General features: G+C 73.5%; 14 protein-coding genes and 1 pseudogene. 6 read left to right on the forward strand and 9 right to left on the reverse strand.

The window, feature by feature from the left end; all coding sequences use genetic code 11:
- Positions 1–22 precede the first annotated feature (22 nt).
- Both BM093_RS16895 and BM093_RS16900 read right to left on the reverse strand, forming a co-directional pair.
- Entirely contained in the window at positions 23–796 is a 774-nt protein-coding gene (locus BM093_RS16895) for an SDR family NAD(P)-dependent oxidoreductase (protein ID WP_093344233.1), read from the reverse strand.
- Entirely contained in the window at positions 796–1,887 is a 1,092-nt protein-coding gene (locus BM093_RS16900) for an SMP-30/gluconolactonase/LRE family protein (RefSeq protein WP_143105411.1), read from the reverse strand. Before BM093_RS16900 ends, BM093_RS16895 begins: the two co-directional genes overlap by 1 nt.
- Before the next feature lie 482 nt (positions 1,888–2,369).
- Between BM093_RS16900 and BM093_RS16905 the strand changes: the two genes are divergently transcribed.
- Positions 2,370–3,035 carry a GntR family transcriptional regulator gene (locus tag BM093_RS16905; protein WP_093344240.1) on the forward strand — a complete coding sequence of 222 codons (666 nt, stop codon included), beginning with the start codon at positions 2,370–2,372 and terminating at the stop codon, positions 3,033–3,035.
- 8 nt (positions 3,036–3,043) lie between these two features.
- Here the strand turns inward: BM093_RS16905 and BM093_RS36000 are convergent, their stop codons facing one another.
- From BM093_RS36000 to BM093_RS16925, 5 genes are read right to left on the reverse strand one after another with little or no spacing between them, the layout of a single operon-like run.
- Positions 3,044–3,205: a hypothetical protein gene (locus BM093_RS36000; protein ID WP_177238517.1), complete on the reverse strand. Its 162-nt coding sequence runs from the start codon at positions 3,203–3,205 to the stop codon at positions 3,044–3,046.
- A 48-nt stretch (positions 3,206–3,253) separates the two neighbouring features.
- The gene (locus tag BM093_RS16910; RefSeq protein WP_093344243.1) at positions 3,254–3,886 is read right to left on the reverse strand and encodes a sarcosine oxidase subunit gamma; all 633 of its coding nucleotides are present in this window, start codon (positions 3,884–3,886) and stop codon (positions 3,254–3,256) included.
- The gene (locus tag BM093_RS16915; protein ID WP_093344247.1) at positions 3,876–6,677 is read right to left on the reverse strand and encodes a 2Fe-2S iron-sulfur cluster-binding protein; all 2,802 of its coding nucleotides are present in this window, start codon (positions 6,675–6,677) and stop codon (positions 3,876–3,878) included. The genes BM093_RS16910 and BM093_RS16915 overlap by 11 nt, the downstream gene beginning before the upstream one ends.
- Positions 6,674–6,964: a sarcosine oxidase subunit delta gene (locus BM093_RS16920; protein WP_093344250.1), complete on the reverse strand. Its 291-nt coding sequence runs from the start codon at positions 6,962–6,964 to the stop codon at positions 6,674–6,676. The genes BM093_RS16915 and BM093_RS16920 overlap by 4 nt, the downstream gene beginning before the upstream one ends.
- Before the next feature lie 34 nt (positions 6,965–6,998).
- A complete protein-coding gene (locus tag BM093_RS16925; protein WP_245773579.1) occupies positions 6,999–8,267 on the reverse strand; it encodes a sarcosine oxidase subunit beta family protein in 1,269 nt (422 codons plus the stop codon).
- A 393-nt stretch (positions 8,268–8,660) separates the two neighbouring features.
- On the opposite strand from BM093_RS16925, the gene BM093_RS16930 reads away from it, so the two are divergent.
- From BM093_RS16930 to BM093_RS16950, 5 genes and pseudogenes are all read left to right on the forward strand, one after another.
- The gene (locus BM093_RS16930) at positions 8,661–10,034 is read left to right on the forward strand and encodes an L-serine ammonia-lyase (RefSeq protein ID WP_093344257.1); all 1,374 of its coding nucleotides are present in this window, start codon (positions 8,661–8,663) and stop codon (positions 10,032–10,034) included.
- Positions 10,035–10,706 (forward strand): GntR family transcriptional regulator, encoded by a 672-nt coding sequence (locus BM093_RS16935; protein ID WP_093344260.1) that lies wholly within the window; start codon positions 10,035–10,037, stop codon positions 10,704–10,706.
- A gap of 185 nt (positions 10,707–10,891) precedes the next feature.
- Positions 10,892–11,676: pseudogene (locus tag BM093_RS16940) on the forward strand (DUF5996 family protein).
- Positions 11,677–11,730: 54 nt separating this feature from the next.
- Positions 11,731–13,491, forward strand: coding sequence for a pyruvate dehydrogenase (locus tag BM093_RS16945; protein ID WP_093344264.1), 1,761 nt, complete (start codon positions 11,731–11,733; stop codon positions 13,489–13,491).
- A gap of 92 nt (positions 13,492–13,583) precedes the next feature.
- Positions 13,584–14,036, forward strand: coding sequence for a hypothetical protein (locus tag BM093_RS16950; protein ID WP_093344268.1), 453 nt, complete (start codon positions 13,584–13,586; stop codon positions 14,034–14,036).
- Between the two features lie 7 nt (positions 14,037–14,043).
- Here the strand turns inward: BM093_RS16950 and BM093_RS16955 are convergent, their stop codons facing one another.
- A complete protein-coding gene (locus BM093_RS16955; protein ID WP_093344271.1) occupies positions 14,044–15,513 on the reverse strand; it encodes an MFS transporter in 1,470 nt (489 codons plus the stop codon).
- Positions 15,514–15,561: 48 nt separating this feature from the next.
- A complete protein-coding gene (locus BM093_RS16960; RefSeq protein WP_093344274.1) occupies positions 15,562–16,458 on the reverse strand; it encodes a LysR family transcriptional regulator in 897 nt (298 codons plus the stop codon).
- Positions 16,459–16,527: the final 69 nt, after the last annotated feature.

Raw genomic sequence — 16,527 nt, forward strand, 5'->3', positions numbered from 1 at the left:
CCTCTTCCGCGCGCCCTCCCGGTCAGGAGGCGCTGCCGCCGTTGTCGATCGCATAGAGCAGTCCCGAGGTGAAGGCGGTGGCGTCCTCGACCAGGTGCACCGCGACCTCCGCCACCTCGTCCGGTCGCCCCCACCGGCCCTGTCTGCGGTCCAGGTAGTCCCCGACGTCGTCCACCCCCAGGCCCCGGGCCAGCACCGCGGCCCCGCCGTGCGCGGCCGCGGTCCCGATCAGTCCGGGTACGATCGCGTTGACCCTGATCCCGGCGCCGCGCAGTTCGACCGCCGCGGTGCGGGTCAGCGCCTCGACCCCGGCCTTCGCCGCCGAGTACGCCCCCATCCCCGGCAACGCCCGTCCGCCGGCGAGCGAGGACATGTTCAGGATCGCGCCGCCACCGCGCCGGCCGATGGCCGGAGCCGCGTGCCGGATGCCGTGGAATGTTCCGGTGAGGTTGACCCCGATGACCCGCGCCCACTCCTCGTCGTCGAGGTCGACCAGGTCCCGCGCCGAGCCGAGCCCGGCGTTGTTGACCATGATGTCCAGCCCGCCGAACCGGGCCTCGGCCTCGGCGACGGCCGCAGCGACGTCCTCCGGGACCGAGACGTCGCAGCGGACGGCGCGTCCAGCGGAGTCGCGTCCAACCGAGTCGCGTCCCGCCGCCACGTCGGCGACGAGCACATCGGCGCCCTCCGCGACGAACCGGTCCGCGATCGCCGCCCCGATGCCGTGCGCACCACCGGTGACGAGCACGGCCTTCCGGTCCAGCCGTCCCGGCGTGACGGCGATGTCCGTCGGCATCAGCGCACCTGCGGACGGAACTCGGCCCGGCCGGGCTCGCCCGCGTAGACGTCATGGACAACCCACGAGGCAGGATTCCCGAGGAACAGCGTGTGGTTGGTGACCAGGACACGGTCGTCCAGGAACGCCACGCTGGCCGGGTCGTCCATCGGCACGTCGAGCAGGAGGTTCTCGGCCGGGGTCGCGGGGTTGCGGCCGATCTCGCGCCCCTCGGGCGAGAGCACGACGACCGCCTTGGCGAACGCCAGAGCGGCGTAGACGTTGCCCGACTCGGCGATCGCGAAGCCGTCGATCCCGTCCGCCGGCCTGCTCTCCCAGAAGAGCTCCAGCTCGCCGGCACCGCCGTCGGGTCCGATGTCGATGGTGTAGAGCCTGCTCGTGTCCGGACGCGGCGGGAGGCCGTCCGCCGGGCCGGTCAGGGACTGGGCGAACATGATCGTGTCCTCGTCGACGAACTCGATCCCGTTGGCACCGAAGACGCTCTCGATCCGGGGATCGGAGAACCAGACCTCCGCCTCGCCGCCACCGGGCGGGACACGCCAGATCAGGGCCTGGGCCACGTCGGTGACGTAGAGCGCGCCGTCCGGTCCGAAGGTGAGCCCGTCCGGGATCGCACACTGGGTGACCAGCGTGAGTGCGCTCGCCGGCACGCAGAGGTCCTTGACCTGGGCGAAGGTCGCGTAGTCGGTCTGCTCGCCGGTCGCCGGATCGAGCGCGATCACCCGCTGCGGGTACCGGTCGAGCGCGTAGACGATCCCGTCGCCGTCCTGGGCGAGGCCGACGACCCCGGCGCCGTGCCGAGGGTCCTGCCCCTCGATCACGTACTCCGCGACGAGGTCACCGGTGGGGTCGAAGGCGAAGATCTTCGACGGGCCGGTCTGCGGCTCGCTGGCGTGCTGCTGCGTGCCGACGTAGACGGTGCCGTCGTCGGCGACGGTGATGCCCTCGGGATGCCCGGGAGCAGGCACGTCCGCGAAGACCTCGATGTCGAGCCACTCCCGCTCGGTCTCCCGCTCGGCGGCATGTGCCGTCGCGACGAGCACCCCCAGACCGAGCGCGGCCGCGGTTCCCACCGCTGCCGCGCGTCGCACACCCCGACGCCGGTTCATTCGCCACCCCATCGTGCTCGAACTCTTCAATGTTACCTAACCAGTTAGGATTTTTAGCAGCCCGGCACGGCGCGGTCAAGCCGACGCAGCGCAGCAACGCAACCCGACCCGGACCCGCCGCCGGCCCAGTGCTCGATTGGGGCGTGCTCGTGCCCGGCGAGCACCACATCGGCGAGTTCCACGACTGGGTACGCGCCCGCGTCGGTTGACCCGTGAGTGGTTTTCGCGGCTCTGACCGCGAAAACCACTCACGGGCGGCGGAGCCGCGGGATCCGGGACCGACACACCCGCCGAGATGCGGACCAGCGCGAATTGTGGATCTCCCGGCAGCGCTGAGCTGCATTTCGGCGAGGATCAGGGGGCCGCGGCCCGCACCGGCCGGACAGGACGGCACGACTGGTACGTCAGTCGCCGTGCGGCCGGTGAACGACTGTTACGCCGGTCGCCCGAGTTACCATGCGGTAGTGACCGCACTCCCCGACGTCCGCGAGCCGGAGCACACCTCCCTGGCCGACAAGGCCTACACGGCGATCCGGGACCGGCTGATCATGCTCGACATCGCCCCGATGACCGCCATCGACGACGTCGCGCTGGCCAGGTCGCTGGAGGTGGGCCGCACCCCCGTGCGGGAGGCCCTCAAGCGCCTCGAGATCGACCGTCTGGTCGTGTCCTACCCGCGGCGCGGCACGTTCGCCACCGCGGTGGACATCACCGACCTCGCCTACATCTCCGAGATCCGGGTGCAGCTCGAGCCGGTGGCCGCCCGCCGCGCCGCCGAGTACGCCGGTGCCGCCGCCCAGGCCGAGCTGCTCGAGCTGGCCGACACGATCGAGGAGATCGACGTCCGGACGCTGGACCGGGACACCCTCATGCGGTGGGACCTGCACGTGCACCGGGCCATCTACAGTGCGGCGGCCAACCCGCACCTCGAGGACACGCTGATCCGCTACGACAACCTGGCGACCCGGATCTTCTGCCTGTTCCTCGACCGGATGACCAGCTTCGACCAGCACGTCGGCGAGCACACGGGCCTGCTGCGGGCCATCGGCGAGCAGCGTCCCGACGAGGCCGAGCAGCGGGCCCGTGACCATGTACTGAGCTTCGAGAAGGCCATCCGCGCGGTCGTGTAGGCCCCGGCTCAGCGCCGGACCCGGGTCATCTCCGGGTCCACCAGCGGCTCGGCCGCGACCGAGGCCCGGATCCGGCGGTCGAAGTACTGGATCTCGACCGGGCTGCCGACCGCCGGCCCCGCCGGCAGCCACGCGTAGGCGTCGAGGACCTCGACCGCGGCCCGGCCCACGACGTCCCCGTGCCCTGCAGCCGCACGGCGAACCCGAGCCCGGAGGAGCTAGGTTCCCGCCGCCGGGGCGGCGCCGCGGAACTCGGTCGCCGCGTCGAGCAGCCACTCGGCGAGGTAGCCGGCGAACGAGGACCGGACGTGGATCAGGTAGTCGTCGCCGTCGCCGAGCGCCAGCAGGAGCACGCCCGCCTGCCCGAGCAGGGTCTGGGCGCAGTGCCCGCCCGGGAACGCCGACGGGTGCAGGTCCAGGGCGCAGCCCAGGGCCAGCAGCTCCCGGGCGAGCCGGCCGCGCAGCCGCAGCGCGACCCGTTGCCCGGTCACGTCGACGGCGGCACCGCCGTGCCCGGCGACCAGCGGACGCAGCGCCGGCTCCGCCGCGTCCGGCCGGGCGTACCGGCTCGTGACCAGCCACTCGTCGGGCCCCAGCCAGACGATCTCGCCGTCGTCGGTGGCGGTCCAGGTGTTCGGGTGGGTCGGCAGGCCCGCCCCCAGCGCGGCTGCCACGGCCGGCCGGGCCGGACCGGCGGGGTCGAGCCGCAGGTCCGTCGCCCGCGCCTGCGGTGCGGGCTCGAGCACCAGGTCACCGCCCTGCGCGGCGACCTCGCGGGTCAGCGCGGCGAACGCCGGCTCCCACGACTCGAGCGGGTGGGCGGGCCGCAGGGGCCGGGTCTCAGCCGTCACGGCGGGCTCCTTCCGGGTCGACGAGGACGTGGCCGGTGATCTCGGCGGCGACCAGCGAGCCCTCGTGGGGGACGTGCACGACCTCGCCGATGCGGGCGCGGCCGCCCTTGACCAGGGCGAGTGCGAACGGGCGGTCCAGCTCGGCGCTGAGGTAGCTGGAGGTGATGTGCCCGAGCATCGGCACCGGCGGTGGGGGCAGCGTGCCGTCGGCGGCGAACTCGACGATCTGCGCACCCTCCGGCAGGCGGGTCGCCGCGTCGGTCGGCAGCAGGCCCACCAGGTGCTTGCGCTGCGGGTCGTTGTTCTCCGGGCGGGCGAACGAGCGCTTGCCGACGAAGTCGTCCTTCTTCGCCGACACCACCCAGCTCATCCCGAGGTCGTGCGGGGTGACCGTGCCGTCGGTGTCCTGGCCGATGATCGGGAAGCCCTTCTCCGCGCGCAGCACGTGCATGGTCTCGGTGCCGTACGGAGTGATCCCCAGGTGTGCCCCGGCGGCGACCAGCCGCTCCCACAGCGCGAGCCCGTAGCGGGAGTCCACATTGACCTCATAGGCCAGCTCGCCGGAGAACGAGATCCGGGCCAGCCGCACCGGCACGCCGTCGAGCGCGGTGTCCTGCCAGGACATGAACCCGAACGCGTCGTTCGAGGCGTCCAGATCGGGGAACACCTGCCGGAGCAGCTCCCGCGAGCGCGGGCCGACGACCGGGAACACCGCCCAGTGCTCGGTGACCGAGGTCAGGTGCACCCGCAGGTGCGGCCACTCGGTCTGCAGCCAGTCCTCGAGGTGCCCGAGCACCGTGGCCGCTCCGCCCGTGGTCGTGGTGAGCAGGTAGTGGTCCTCGGCCAGCCGCAGGACGGTGCCGTCGTCGCCGACCATCCCGTCGTTGCCGCACATGACGCCGTAGCGCACCCGTCCGACCCGCAGGCTGCTCATCATGTTCGTGTAGACGCGGTCGAGGAACTCGCCGGCGTCCGGGCCCTGGACGTCGATCTTGCCGAGGGTGGAGCCGTCCATGATGGCGACGTCACGGCGGGCGGCCGCGCACTCCCGCAGCACCGCGGTGTCCATGTCCTCGCCGGGGCGGGGGAAGTAGCGCGGGCGCTTCCACTGCCCCACGTCCTCGAACACCGCACCGTGCGCGACGTGCCACGGGTGCACCGCGGTCGTCCGGACCGGGTCGAACAGGTCGCCGCGCTCGCGTCCGGCCAGCGCCCCGAACGCGACAGGGACGTACGGCGGGCGGAACGTGGTGGTGCCCAGGTCCCCGGCGGAGCGCCCGAGCAGCTCGGCGGTGATCCCGGCGGCGATCATGCCGGAGGTCCGGCCCTGGTCGTGCGCGGTGCCGATCGTGGTGTAGCGCTTCACGTGCTCGACCGAGCGCATCCCGGCGTCGAGGGCGCGCGTGATGTCGGCGACGGTGGCGTCCCGGGCGAGGTCGACGAACTGCCGGGCCGGGTCGCCCGGGGTCCACCAGGTGACCAGCGTCGGGACCCGCTCCGGCTCCGGCGCGACGCTCGGTGCCTGCGCGCCCGCGCCCTCGGCCAGGCAGCCGGCGAGGTCCAGGGTCCCGTTCGCGGCGCCGATCACCTCGGTGCCGGCGACCGCGCCGCCCGGCCGGAACGCGCCCAGGGCGTCGTCGAAGACCAGGGTGCCGCGGATGTGGCTGAACAGGTGCGCGGCCGGCGTCCACCCGCCGGAGACCAGCAGGGTGTCGCAGGGGGTCGTGGTGCCGCCTGCCGGGTCCCCGCCGGGTGCGGGCCCGGTCCGCACCGCGGTGACCGCGCCGTCGGGCCCGGCCTCGGTACCGGTCACGACGGTGCCCGCCCGCACGGTGACCCCGGTGTCGGTGCACGCGCGGGTCCAGTGCGCGGGCGTCGTGGTGCGCGCGTCGAACAGCGTCACCCGGGCCCCGGCGCCCGCGAGGTCGGCCGCGGCCGCGTAGGCGGCGTCGTCGGTGGTGAACACCGCGACCTCCCGGCCGACCAGCACGCCGTAGCGGAGCAGGTACTCGCGCCCCGCGGAGGCGAGCATGATCCCCGGACGGTCGTTGTCGGCGAACGCGACCGGGCGCTCGTGGGCCCCGGCGGCGACGACCGTGCGCCGGGCCCGGATGCGGTGCACCCGCTGGCGGGACAGGTGCCCCGGGGCGTCGCTCCCGAGGTGGTCGGTGCGCCGCTGGAGGGCGAGCACGAACCCGTCGTCGTAGTGGCCGAACGCGGTGGTGCGCTGCAGGTGCAGCACGTCGGTGTACCCGGCCAGCTCGGCGACGACGTCGGCGACGAACCGGTGGGCCGCGCGGCCGTCGATCCGGTCGGTCGGGGCCAGGCTGCCGCCCGCCTCGCGCCGGTCGTCGACCAGCACGACCCGCTCCCCCCGCCGGGCCGCGGTGCGGGCGGCCAGCAGGCCGGCCGGGCCGGCGCCGACGACGAGGGTGTCGCAGTGGGTGTGGCGGCGGTCGTAGCGGGCGGTGTCGGCGACCGTGGCGAGCCGCCCCTGACCGTTGACGCCGCCGGCGACGAGCCCGTCGGTCAGCTCCACGGTGGACGCGAGCAGCATCGGCTCGGGGAACGGCTCCTCGATCTGGACCAGGCCGGTGGCGTCGTCGTTCCAGGCCGCGGTGATGCCGCGGGGACGGCCGAGCTTGATGCTGCTGCCGACGACGCGCACGCCGTGGGCCAGCAACGCCGACGCGAGGGTGTCGCCGGGGTGGCCGGTGTAGACGGTGCCGTCGAAGGTGAACCGCAGGGTGCGGCTGCGGTCGATCCGGCCGTACCCGTCGACGCGGTTCATGCGTCACCTCCCGGGACGCCCGGCCGGGCCGCACCGATCGGGTACACGGCGAGGAACTCGTGGGTGCGGGTGTCGCGGACGGCGTTGAACCAGCGGCGGCAGCCGGCGCCGTGCACCCAGCGCTCGGGGAACGGCCCCTTCGGGTTGTCCCGGAAGAACACGAAGTGCCCCCACTGCTCGTCGGTGAGCGCTTGCGGGTCGGGCGGGTAGGAGACGTGGGCCTGGCCGCCGTAGTGGAACTCGAGTTCCTCTCGGGGCCCGCACCACGGGCAGTCGATGAGTTGCACGGTGGGCCTCCTGGGGAGGGGTCTGGGCGGCGGGTCAGTGCGCGACGGCGGCGGCGCCGTGCTCGTCGACGAGCGCGCCGGTGACGAACCGGTCGATGCCGAACGGGGCGATGTAGGGGTGCAGCTCGCCGGTGGCGATCGTGTGGGCCAGGCACCAGCCCAGGCCCGGGGTGGACTTGAACCCGCCGGTCCCCCAGCCCGAGTTCACGAGCACGTTGGCGTAGGGAGTCCGCCCGACGATCGGTGAGGCGTCCGGGGTGACGTCGACGATCCCGGCCCAGCTGCGCAGCAGGTGCGCCCGGGAGAAGATCGGGAACAGCTCGACGGCGGCGGCCATCTGACGCTCGATGATGTGGAACGCGCCGCGCTGGCCGTAGCCGTTGTAGGAGTCCACCCCGGCGCCCATCACGAGCTCGCCCTTGTGGGCCTGGGAGACGTACACGTGCACCGCGTTCGACATGACGATCGTCGGGTGCACCGGTTCGAGCAGCTCGGAGACCAGCGCCTGCAGCGGGTGCGACTGCAGCGGGGCCCGCACGCCCAGCTGGTCGAGCAGGGTGGAGGTGTGCCCGGCCGAGCAGAGCGCGACCTGCCCGCAGGCGATGTCTCCGCGTGAGGTCCGCACGCCGGTGACCCGGGCGGTGCCGTCGTCGACGCTGCCCTCGGTGGTGAAGCCCAGCACCTCGCAGTCCTGGATCAGGTCGATCCCGGCCTCGTCGGCGCGGCGGGCGAACCCCCAGGCGACGTAGTCGTGCTTGGCGATCCCGGCCCGCGGCTGGTAGGTCGCGCCCAGCACCGGGTACCGGATGTCGTCGGAGATGTTGAGGATCGGGCAGATCTTCGCGACGTCGTCCGGGCCGAGCCACTCGGCGTCGATCCCGTTGAGCTTGTTGGCCTCGACCCGGCGCACCGAGTCGCGGACGTCCTGCTCGGTGTGGGCCAGGTTCAGCACCCCGCGCTGGGAGAACAGGATCGGGTACCCGAGGTCCTCCTCGAGGCCCTCCCAGAGCTTCAGCGCGTGCTCGTAGATCGCCGCGGACTCGTCCCAGAGGTAGTTGGACCGGATCAGGGTGGTGTTGCGGGCCATGTTCCCGCCGGCCAGCCAGCCCTTCTCCACGACCGCCACGTTCGTGATCCCGTGGTTGCGGGCCAGGTAGTGCGCGGTGGCCAGGCCGTGCCCGCCGCCGCCGACGATCACGACGTCGTAGGAGCGCTGCGGTTCCGGGGTGCGCCAGAGGAAGTCGGGGTGCTCGGGCAGGTGCGCGCCGGGAGGGTCACCGGCGGTGGCGTGGGCGGTGCTCACTCGGGTCAGCTCCATATATAGGGGATGCTGGTGAACTGATATATCAGTAACCGCGAGCGGAAGGGGCGTCAAGGGCTTGTGAGTGGTTATCGCGGTCCTGACCGCGATAACCACTCACAAGCCACGTATTACCAGCCGAACCACCGGGGCCGGTCGAGCCCGAGGACGCCGGCGGGGAAGCCGTCCACGTCGAGGAACAGGGCGGTCGTCAACGGCGAGTCCCCCTCGGGACGGCAGGCGCCGGACCGCAGTAGGCGCAGGGTCGACGGCGAACGGGGTCACGGCCGGACCTGAGCCCCGGTTCCGCGACGACGAGCACCGTGACCCTTGGCACGTTTGATATATCAGTCTACCCTCCACCGGGTACCGCGGTCGGCGGCGAGGGGAGCTCGCATGACCATCTCCGTGTTCGACATGTTCAAGGTCGGTATCGGCCCGTCGAGCTCGCACACCGTGGGTCCGATGCGAGCGGCCTTCCTGTTCGTCTCCCGGCTGATCGACTCCGGCCGGCCGTCCCGGACCACGTCGGTGCGGGTGGAGCTGTTCGGCTCGCTGGGCGCGACCGGGCACGGCCACGGCAGCGTGAAGGCGGTGGTCCTCGGGCTGGCCGGGCACGAGCCGCACCTGGTCGATCCGGTGCGCGCCGATCCGCTGGTCGACGCGGTCCGCGCGAGCGGGCGGCTGGTGCTGGGCGGGCTGCAGCCGATCGCCTTCTCCCCCGACGACGACGTCGTGCTGCACCGCAACCGGCGTCTGGACTTCCACTCCAACGGCATGGTGCTGCACGCCCTGGCCGGCGACGGCGCGGTCGTCGAGCGCCGCGAGTACTACTCGGTCGGCGGTGGTTTCGTGCTCGACTCCGACGGAGCGGGCACCCCCGCCCTCGTCCCCGACGCAACGCCCGTCGCGTACCCGTTCACCACCGGGGACGCGCTGGTCGGCCTGGCCCGCACGCACGGGCTGCCGATCTCCGGAATCATGCTCGCCAACGAGCTGTCCTGGCGCGGCGAGGACGAGGTCCGCGCCGAGCTGCTGCACATCTGGTCGGTGATGCGCGAGTGCGTCGAGCGCGGCAGCCACGCCACCGGCACGCTGCCCGGCGGGCTGCGGGTGCGCCGGCGGGCCGCCGCACTGCGCGAGCACCTCGGGTCCTCGACCGGCGAGCCCGACGCGCTCTACGCCATGGAGTGGGTGACGCTGTTCGCGCTGGCCGTCAACGAGGAGAACGCCGCCGGCGGGCGGGTCGTCACCGCACCCACCAACGGCGCCGCCGGGATCGTGCCCGCCGTGCTGCACTACGCGGCGAAGTTCCTGCCCCGGTTCGACGACGACGCCGTGGTCCGCTTCCTGCTCACCGCGGGTGCGGTCGGGGTGCTGTTCAAGGAGAACGCCTCGATCTCCGGCGCCGAGGTCGGCTGCCAGGGCGAGGTCGGGTCGGCCTGCGCGATGGCCGCGGCCGGCCTCGCCGAGCTCCTCGGGGCCACGCCGGAGCAGGTCGAGAACGCCGCCGAGATCGGCATCGAACACAATCTGGGTCTGACCTGCGACCCGGTCGGCGGCCTGGTGCAGATCCCGTGCATCGAGCGCAACGCGGTCGCCGCGATCAAGGCGATCACCGCGGCCCGGATGGCGTTGCACGGCGACGGGGTCCACCACGTGTCGCTGGACAAGGCGATCAGGACGATGCGCGAGACCGGCGCGGACATGAAGGACAAGTACAAGGAGACCGCCCGGGGCGGGCTGGCGCTGAACATCGTGGAGTGCTGAATGACTGCCGTACGCGACACCCCGCTGGAGTTCGACGCCCCGGCCTCGCTGGCCGACCGGGCCTACGTGGCGATCCGGGACCAGCTGGTGATGCTGGACATCGCACCGTTGTCGCCGCTCGACGACGAGGAGCTCGCCCGCGCGCTCGACCTCGGCCGCACCCCGGTCCGCGAGGCGCTCAAGCGGCTGGAGGCCGAGCGGCTGGTCGTGTCCTACCCGCGGCGCGGGACGTTCGCGACCACCGTCGACATCTCCGACCTGCGCGACGTCTCCGAGATCCGCACGGCACTCGAACCGCTGGCGGCCCGCCGCGCCGCGACCGCCGCGCCGCCGCAGCTCCGGGCGCAGCTGCGCGAACTCGCCCGGCGGATCCGCACCCTCGACCACGCCCGGATGAGCCGGGTGGAGCTGATGCGCTGGGACACCAGCGTGCACCGCTCGATGTACCGGGCCGCGGGCAACCCCTACCTCGAGGACACCCTGACCCTGTACAACAACCTCGCCACCCGGATCCACTGCCTGTTCCTCGACCGGCTGGCCGAGGTCGGCAGGCACGTCGACGAGCACGCCGACCTGCTCCACGCGATCGCCGACGGCGACGCGGACCGGGCCGCGACCGTGTGCCACGACCACGTCGTCGGGTTCGAGGCCGCCATCCGCGCGGTGCTCTGAGCGCCCGGTCCCCGATCGCCGGTACGGTCCCCTCGACACCGCCATGACGCCGGTCACACCGGACGCCGGCCGTGCGGACGAGACCGGGAGGCCGCGTGACCGGAGCAGCCGAGGACAGGGCGGGCCCGACCGGCTGGCCGAGCCTGCGGGTCGCGGACTGGACCGCCACCCGCGACACCCTGCACATGTGGACCCAGATCGTGGGCAAGATCCGCATGGCGCACGCCCCGCTGGTCAACCACTGGTGGCAGGTGACGCTCTACGGCTCGCGGTACGCACCAGCGACGGCGGGCACCGCAGCCTCCCGCTGCGGCCGATGCCGGTCGCCGAGTTCTACCACCACGTCCTGGACATGCTCGGCCGGCTCGGGATCGAGGCCCCGATCCGGCCGAGCCCCAACGAGGTCGACCCCGCGATCCCGTTCGCCGAGGACCACGAGCACGCCTCCTACGACGGCGAGGCCGCCCAGCTGTTCTGGCGCCAGCTGCTCGCGGCGAACCGGGTGATCGGCGAGTTCCGGTCGCACTTCACCGGCAAGGTCAGCCCGGTGCACTTCTTCTGGGGCGCGATGGACCTGGCCTGCACCCGATTCTCCGGACGCCCCGCGCCCCCGCACCCCGGAGGGGCACCGAACTGCGGGGACTGGGTCATGGTCGAGGGGTACTCCCGCGAGCTGTCCAGCTGCGGGTTCTGGCCCGGCGGGGGTGAGGAGGGCGCCTTCTACTCCTACGCCTACCCCGAGCCCGCGGGCTTCCGCGACTACCCCGTCGGCCCCGCGGCGGCCCACTTCAGCGACGAGTTCGGCCAGTTCCTGCTCCCCTACGAGGCGGTCCGCACCGCCCCGGACCCGGACCGGGCCCTGACCGAGTTCCTGCACACCACCTACGAAGCCGCCGCCGAACGCGCGCGGTGGGACCGCGCCGCGCTCGAGGACGATCCCTACCGGTGGGGTGACCGCATCCGACGCTGACCCGTCACGTCGTGGCCGGGCCGATCGGCCCGTGGAGCGGTAACCTCCCGGGCCGTGGCCGTCTCCGTCAGTGATCAGCTGGTCGAGGTACTCGTCCAGGCCGGTGTCCAACGGATCTACGGGCTGGTGGGCGACAGCCTCAACCCGATCGTCGACGCGGTCCGGCGCTCCGGAGGGTCGGCGCAGGGCGGGATCGACTGGGTGCACGTCCACAACGAGGAGGCCGCCGCCCTCGCGGCCGCCGCCGAGGCCCAGCTCACCGGCAGGCTCGCGGTGTGTGCGGGCAGCTGCGGGCCGGGCAACACCCACCTGATCCAGGGGCTCTACGACGCCCACCGCTCCGGTGCCCCGGTGCTGGCGCTGGCCTCGCACATCCCGACGGGACAGATCGGGACGAACTACTTCCAGGAGACCCACCCGACCGCGCTGTTCGCGGAGTGCTCGTCGTGGGTGGAGCTGGTGTCCCGGCCCGACCAGCTGCCGCGGCTGCAGCGGATCGCCCAGCAGACCGCGCTCGCCGAGGGCGGGGTGTCGGTGCTGGTGCTGCCCGGCGACATGACCGCCGAGCGGGCGGCCCACCCGACGGGGCACTGCGACCTCGTACCGCCGACGGCGACGGTGCACCCGTCCGAGGACCGCGTGGCCGCCCTGGCCGAACGGATCAACGCCGCGCGGACGGTGACGCTGTTCGTCGGCGCCGGTGCCCGCGACGCCCGCGAGGAGGTGCTGGAGCTCGCCGGGACGGTGAACGCCCCGATCGGGCACTCACTCGGCGGCAAGGAGTACATCCAGTACGACAACCCCTACGACGTGGGGATGAGCGGGCTGCTCGGCTACGGGGCGTGCTACGAGGCCTCGCACGAGGCGGAGCTGCTGGTGTTGCTGGGCACCGACTTCCCCTACGACGCGTTCCTGCCGCAGGCCCGGACCGTGCAGGTCGACCGGCGCGCCGCGCACCTGGGCCGGCGCTCGGTGCTCGAGCTCGGGGTGCAGGGCGACGTCGGCGCGACGCTGCGGGCCGTGCTGCCGCTGCTCGAGCGCAAGACCGACCGCTCCTTCCTCGACCAGATGCTGCGCCGGCACGCCCAGGCCCTCGAGAACGTCGTCGAGGCCTACACCTCCCGGGTCGAGGACCACCGCCCGGTGCACCCGGAGTTCGTCGCGTCGGTGCTCGACGACGAGCTCGCCGACGACGCCGTCGTCACCGTGGACACCGGGATGTGCAACGTCTGGGCCGCCCGCTACATCAGCCCGAACGGTCGCCGGCGGATCATCGGCTCCTACCGGCACGGCACGATGGCCAACGCCCTGCCGCACGCCATCGGCGCCGCGGTGTCGCACCCCGGCAGGCAGGTGGTGTCGATGTCCGGCGACGGCGGCCTCACGATGCTGCTCGGGGAGCTGCTCACCGCCGTCGAGCACGACCTGGACCTCACGATCGTCGCCTTCAACAACGGCACGCTGGGCATGATCCGCCTGGAGATGATGGTCGCCGGGTTCCCGGCGTTCGAGACCGACCACGGGCCGGCCGACCTCGGCGGGATCGCCCGGGCCGCCGGGCTGCACAGCCGCACCGTCGAGGACCCGGCGCAGCTGCGGGGTGCGCTGCGGGAGGCGCTGGCGCACCGCGGCCCGTCGCTGGTCGACGTGCGGACCGACCCCAACGCGCTGTCGATCCCGCCGCGCATCACCGCCGAGCAGGTCCGCGGGTTCGCGCTCGCGGGGATGCGCACCGTGCTGGCCGGCGGCGTGGGCCGGATGGTCGACCTGGCGCGGTCGAACCTGCGCCTGATCCCGCGGCCGCCGCTGCGCTGACCGGGGCCGATCCGGGCCCCGGGGTTGAACGCGGGCCCGATCGGGACGAGGGTGTGGCACGTCGACCGGACGTCGTCAGACAGGGGTGGAGCATGGCAGGGACGCGCGCCGACCGCGGTCGGAGCACGGCGTGGCAGGTGCCGCTGCGGGTGGTCACCGGCGCGTTCATCCTCAACTCGGGGATGAACAAGCGTGGGGCCGACGCCGACACGGCCACGGCGCTGCAGGGGTTCGCCGCGGGCACGTACCCGCAGGTGAAGAGCATGCCCCCGGAGCGGTTCGTGGCCACGCTGTCGGCCGGTGAGATCGCGTTGGGGGCGGCGCTGCTGGCCGTACCGGTGGTGCCCGCCGCGGTCGCCGGCGCGGGGCTGACCGGGTTCGCCGCCGGCATGCTCGGGCTCTACGCCCGCACGCCGGGCATGCGTCAGGAGGGCAGCATCCGGCCCACCGAGCAGGGCACCGCGCTGGCCAAGGACGTGTGGATGCTCGGTATCGGTGTGTCGTTGCTCCTCGGTGGTCTGAAGGGCCGCCGCGCCGCCCGCTGAGCACCGCTCATCCGGGTCCGGACGTCTCCCGGGTCCGGGGGTGCTGGCAGGAGTGCTGCAGCCCGGGCACGATCTGGCGCCGGACCGGCACCGCCCGGTCGATGGTCAGGAAGGCGACGACGCCGCCGGCGACGCACAGCCCGGCCGCGACCAGCATCCCGCGGGCGAAGCCGGCCCCGAGCGCGCCGGCACCGTCGCCGCTCAGCCCGGCGACGGGCGGCAGCAACGCCACCGCGAGCAGCCCGGCGGTGCGGGCGACGGCGTTGTTGACCCCGGAGGCCGTGCCGACGTGCTGCTCGTCGACCGCCGCGAGCACGGTCGCGGTCAGCGGCGCCACCGTCACCGCCAGACCCAGGCCGAACACCAGCACCCCGGGCAGCACCCCCGCCGCGTAGCTGCTGCCCGGCACCGCCCGGGTCAGCAGCGCCAGCCCACCGGCGACGACGAACGGTCCGACGGTCATCGGCAGCCGCGGCCCAACACGCTGGGCGAACCCGCCGATCACCGGCGAGAGCACCAGCATGATCACCGTCATCGGCAGCGTCGCCAGCCCGGCCGCCAGCGCCGAGTACCCCATGTTCTGCTGCAGCTGCAGGGTCAGCAGGAACTGCCCGCCGGTCAGCGCCGCGTACACCGCGAACGTGGTCAGGTTCGCACCGCTGAACTGCAGGGACCGGAACAGCGCCGGCGGCAGCAGCGCCTCGGGCCGGCGCCGCTCGACCAGCGGGAACGCGACCAGCCCGACGATCCCCACCACCAGTGCGCCCACCGTGATCGGTGTCCACCCGCGGGACGGCCCCTCGATCAGCGCGTAGACGACCCCGCTGAGACCGAGCGTCACGCAGGCGGCGCCGGCCAGGTCCGGGCGACCGGTCGCGGCCGGGTCCCGGCTCTCCGCCACGTGCCGCAACGCGACGATCAGCGCGATCGCCGCGAGCGGCACGTTGATCAGGAAGATCCAGCGCCAGGACACCGCGCTCACCAGCCAGCCGCCCACGAACGGGCCGAGCGCCGAGGTCACCCCGGACAGACCGGCCCAGACCCCGATGGCCTTCCCGCGGTCGGCCCGGCGGATGGAGGCGTCGATCAGCGCGAGGCTGCCCGGCACGAGCAGCGCACCCCCGATCCCCTGCACCAGCCGGGCCCCGATCAGCGCGCCACCGGTCGGTGCCAGTCCGCACGCCAGCGAGGCCAGGGTGAACACGACCAGCCCGATCACGAACAGCCGCCGGCGTCCGTAGCGGTCCCCCAGCGCGCCGCCGAGCAGCAGCAACGCACTCAACGTGAGCAGGTAGCCGTCCACCACCCACTGCAGTACCGCGATCCCGCCGCCGAGCTCGCGCCCGATCGTCGGCAGTGCCACGGTGACCACCGAGCCGTCCAGGAACGCGATCCCCGACCCGAGGGTCGCGGTCAGGATCAGGAAGCGTCCCGCCGGGGAGGACAGCGCGACCGGCTCCGGGTTCTGCGACGTCATGCCCGGTTCGTACCCCCTCACCGGCCGTCGTGCCCGGCGGGGCGCCGCTCAGCCGGTCCCGGGCAGCACCCCGGCCGAGGTCTCCAGCACCCGGTGCAGGACGGGTGAGTCGTCGTCGCGCCGCCAGGCCAGGAAGACGCCGATCGTGGGCAGCGGATCGGCGATCTCCCGGACGCGCACGCCGTCGAGCGGCAGGTGGGCGACCGCGCTCGCCGTCGTGACGTGCAGCCCCACCCCGGCCGACACCAGCGCGGTGCAGGTCCACGAGTCGGGCGCGGCCTGGACGAACCGCGGGGCGAACCCGGCGAGCCGGCACCGCTCGACGAACACCGCCCGGACCGCCGATCCGAACTCCTCCGGCAGGGCGACCAGCGGTTCGTCGCGGAGGTCGGCGATCGTCACCGCGCCGGCCCCGGCGAGCCGGTGCGCGACCGGTACGGCGACGACGCACCGCTCGCGCGACACGCCGCGGCTGGCCACGCCGGGCGGCGGCGTCGCGAACCGGACCAGTGCCAGGTCGGACTCGCCGTCGAGCAGCTCGGCGATCGCGGTCGTGCCGTAGCGACCGGGCAGGAACTCGAGGTCGACGAGCGGGTGCTGCTCGCGGACCGCGCGGCCGAGCCGGCCCACCGCCGCGTGCGCCGACGGCCCGGCGAACGACACCCGGACCCGTCCGCTGCGCCCGTCGCGCGCCGCCGTGACCGCGGACCGCGCCTCGTCGGTGCGTGCCAGCAGGTCCTGTGCCCGGGGCAGCAGCGCGGCCCCGGCGGGGGTGAGCTCGACGCGTCGCGTGGTGCGCCGGAACAGCTGCGCGGCGAGCTCGGTCTCCAGCGCGCGCACGGTGCGGCTCAGGTACGGCTGCGCGAGGTGCAGCCGTTCGGCCGCGCGCCCGAAGTGCAGTTCCTCGGCGACCGCGACGAAGGCCTGCAGCCGCTGTGTGTCCATCCCCCGCCTCGTTCGATGCACCTGGGGCAACAATAACCGACAGACTGGTATTGGACGGGCGATGGATTC

Source organism: Pseudonocardia ammonioxydans, from assembly GCF_900115005.1.
GTDB classification, from domain to species: Bacteria; Actinomycetota; Actinomycetes; order Mycobacteriales; family Pseudonocardiaceae; genus Pseudonocardia; species Pseudonocardia ammonioxydans.

Excerpts from the sequence above, each read along its gene's own strand:
- BM093_RS16895 (WP_093344233.1), bottom strand. The coding sequence starts at position 796 with ATGCCGACGGACATCGCCGTCACGCCGGGACGGCTGGACCGGAAGGCC.
- BM093_RS16915 (WP_093344247.1), bottom strand. The coding sequence starts at position 6,677 with ATGAACCGCGTCGACGGGTACGGCCGGATCGACCGCAGCCGCACCCTG.
- BM093_RS16930 (WP_093344257.1), top strand. The coding sequence starts at position 8,661 with ATGACCATCTCCGTGTTCGACATGTTCAAGGTCGGTATCGGCCCGTCG.
- BM093_RS16935 (WP_093344260.1), top strand. The coding sequence starts at position 10,035 with ATGACTGCCGTACGCGACACCCCGCTGGAGTTCGACGCCCCGGCCTCG.
- BM093_RS16950 (WP_093344268.1), top strand. The coding sequence starts at position 13,584 with ATGGCAGGGACGCGCGCCGACCGCGGTCGGAGCACGGCGTGGCAGGTG.
- BM093_RS16955 (WP_093344271.1), bottom strand. The coding sequence starts at position 15,513 with ATGACGTCGCAGAACCCGGAGCCGGTCGCGCTGTCCTCCCCGGCGGGA.
- BM093_RS16960 (WP_093344274.1), bottom strand. The coding sequence starts at position 16,458 with ATGGACACACAGCGGCTGCAGGCCTTCGTCGCGGTCGCCGAGGAACTG.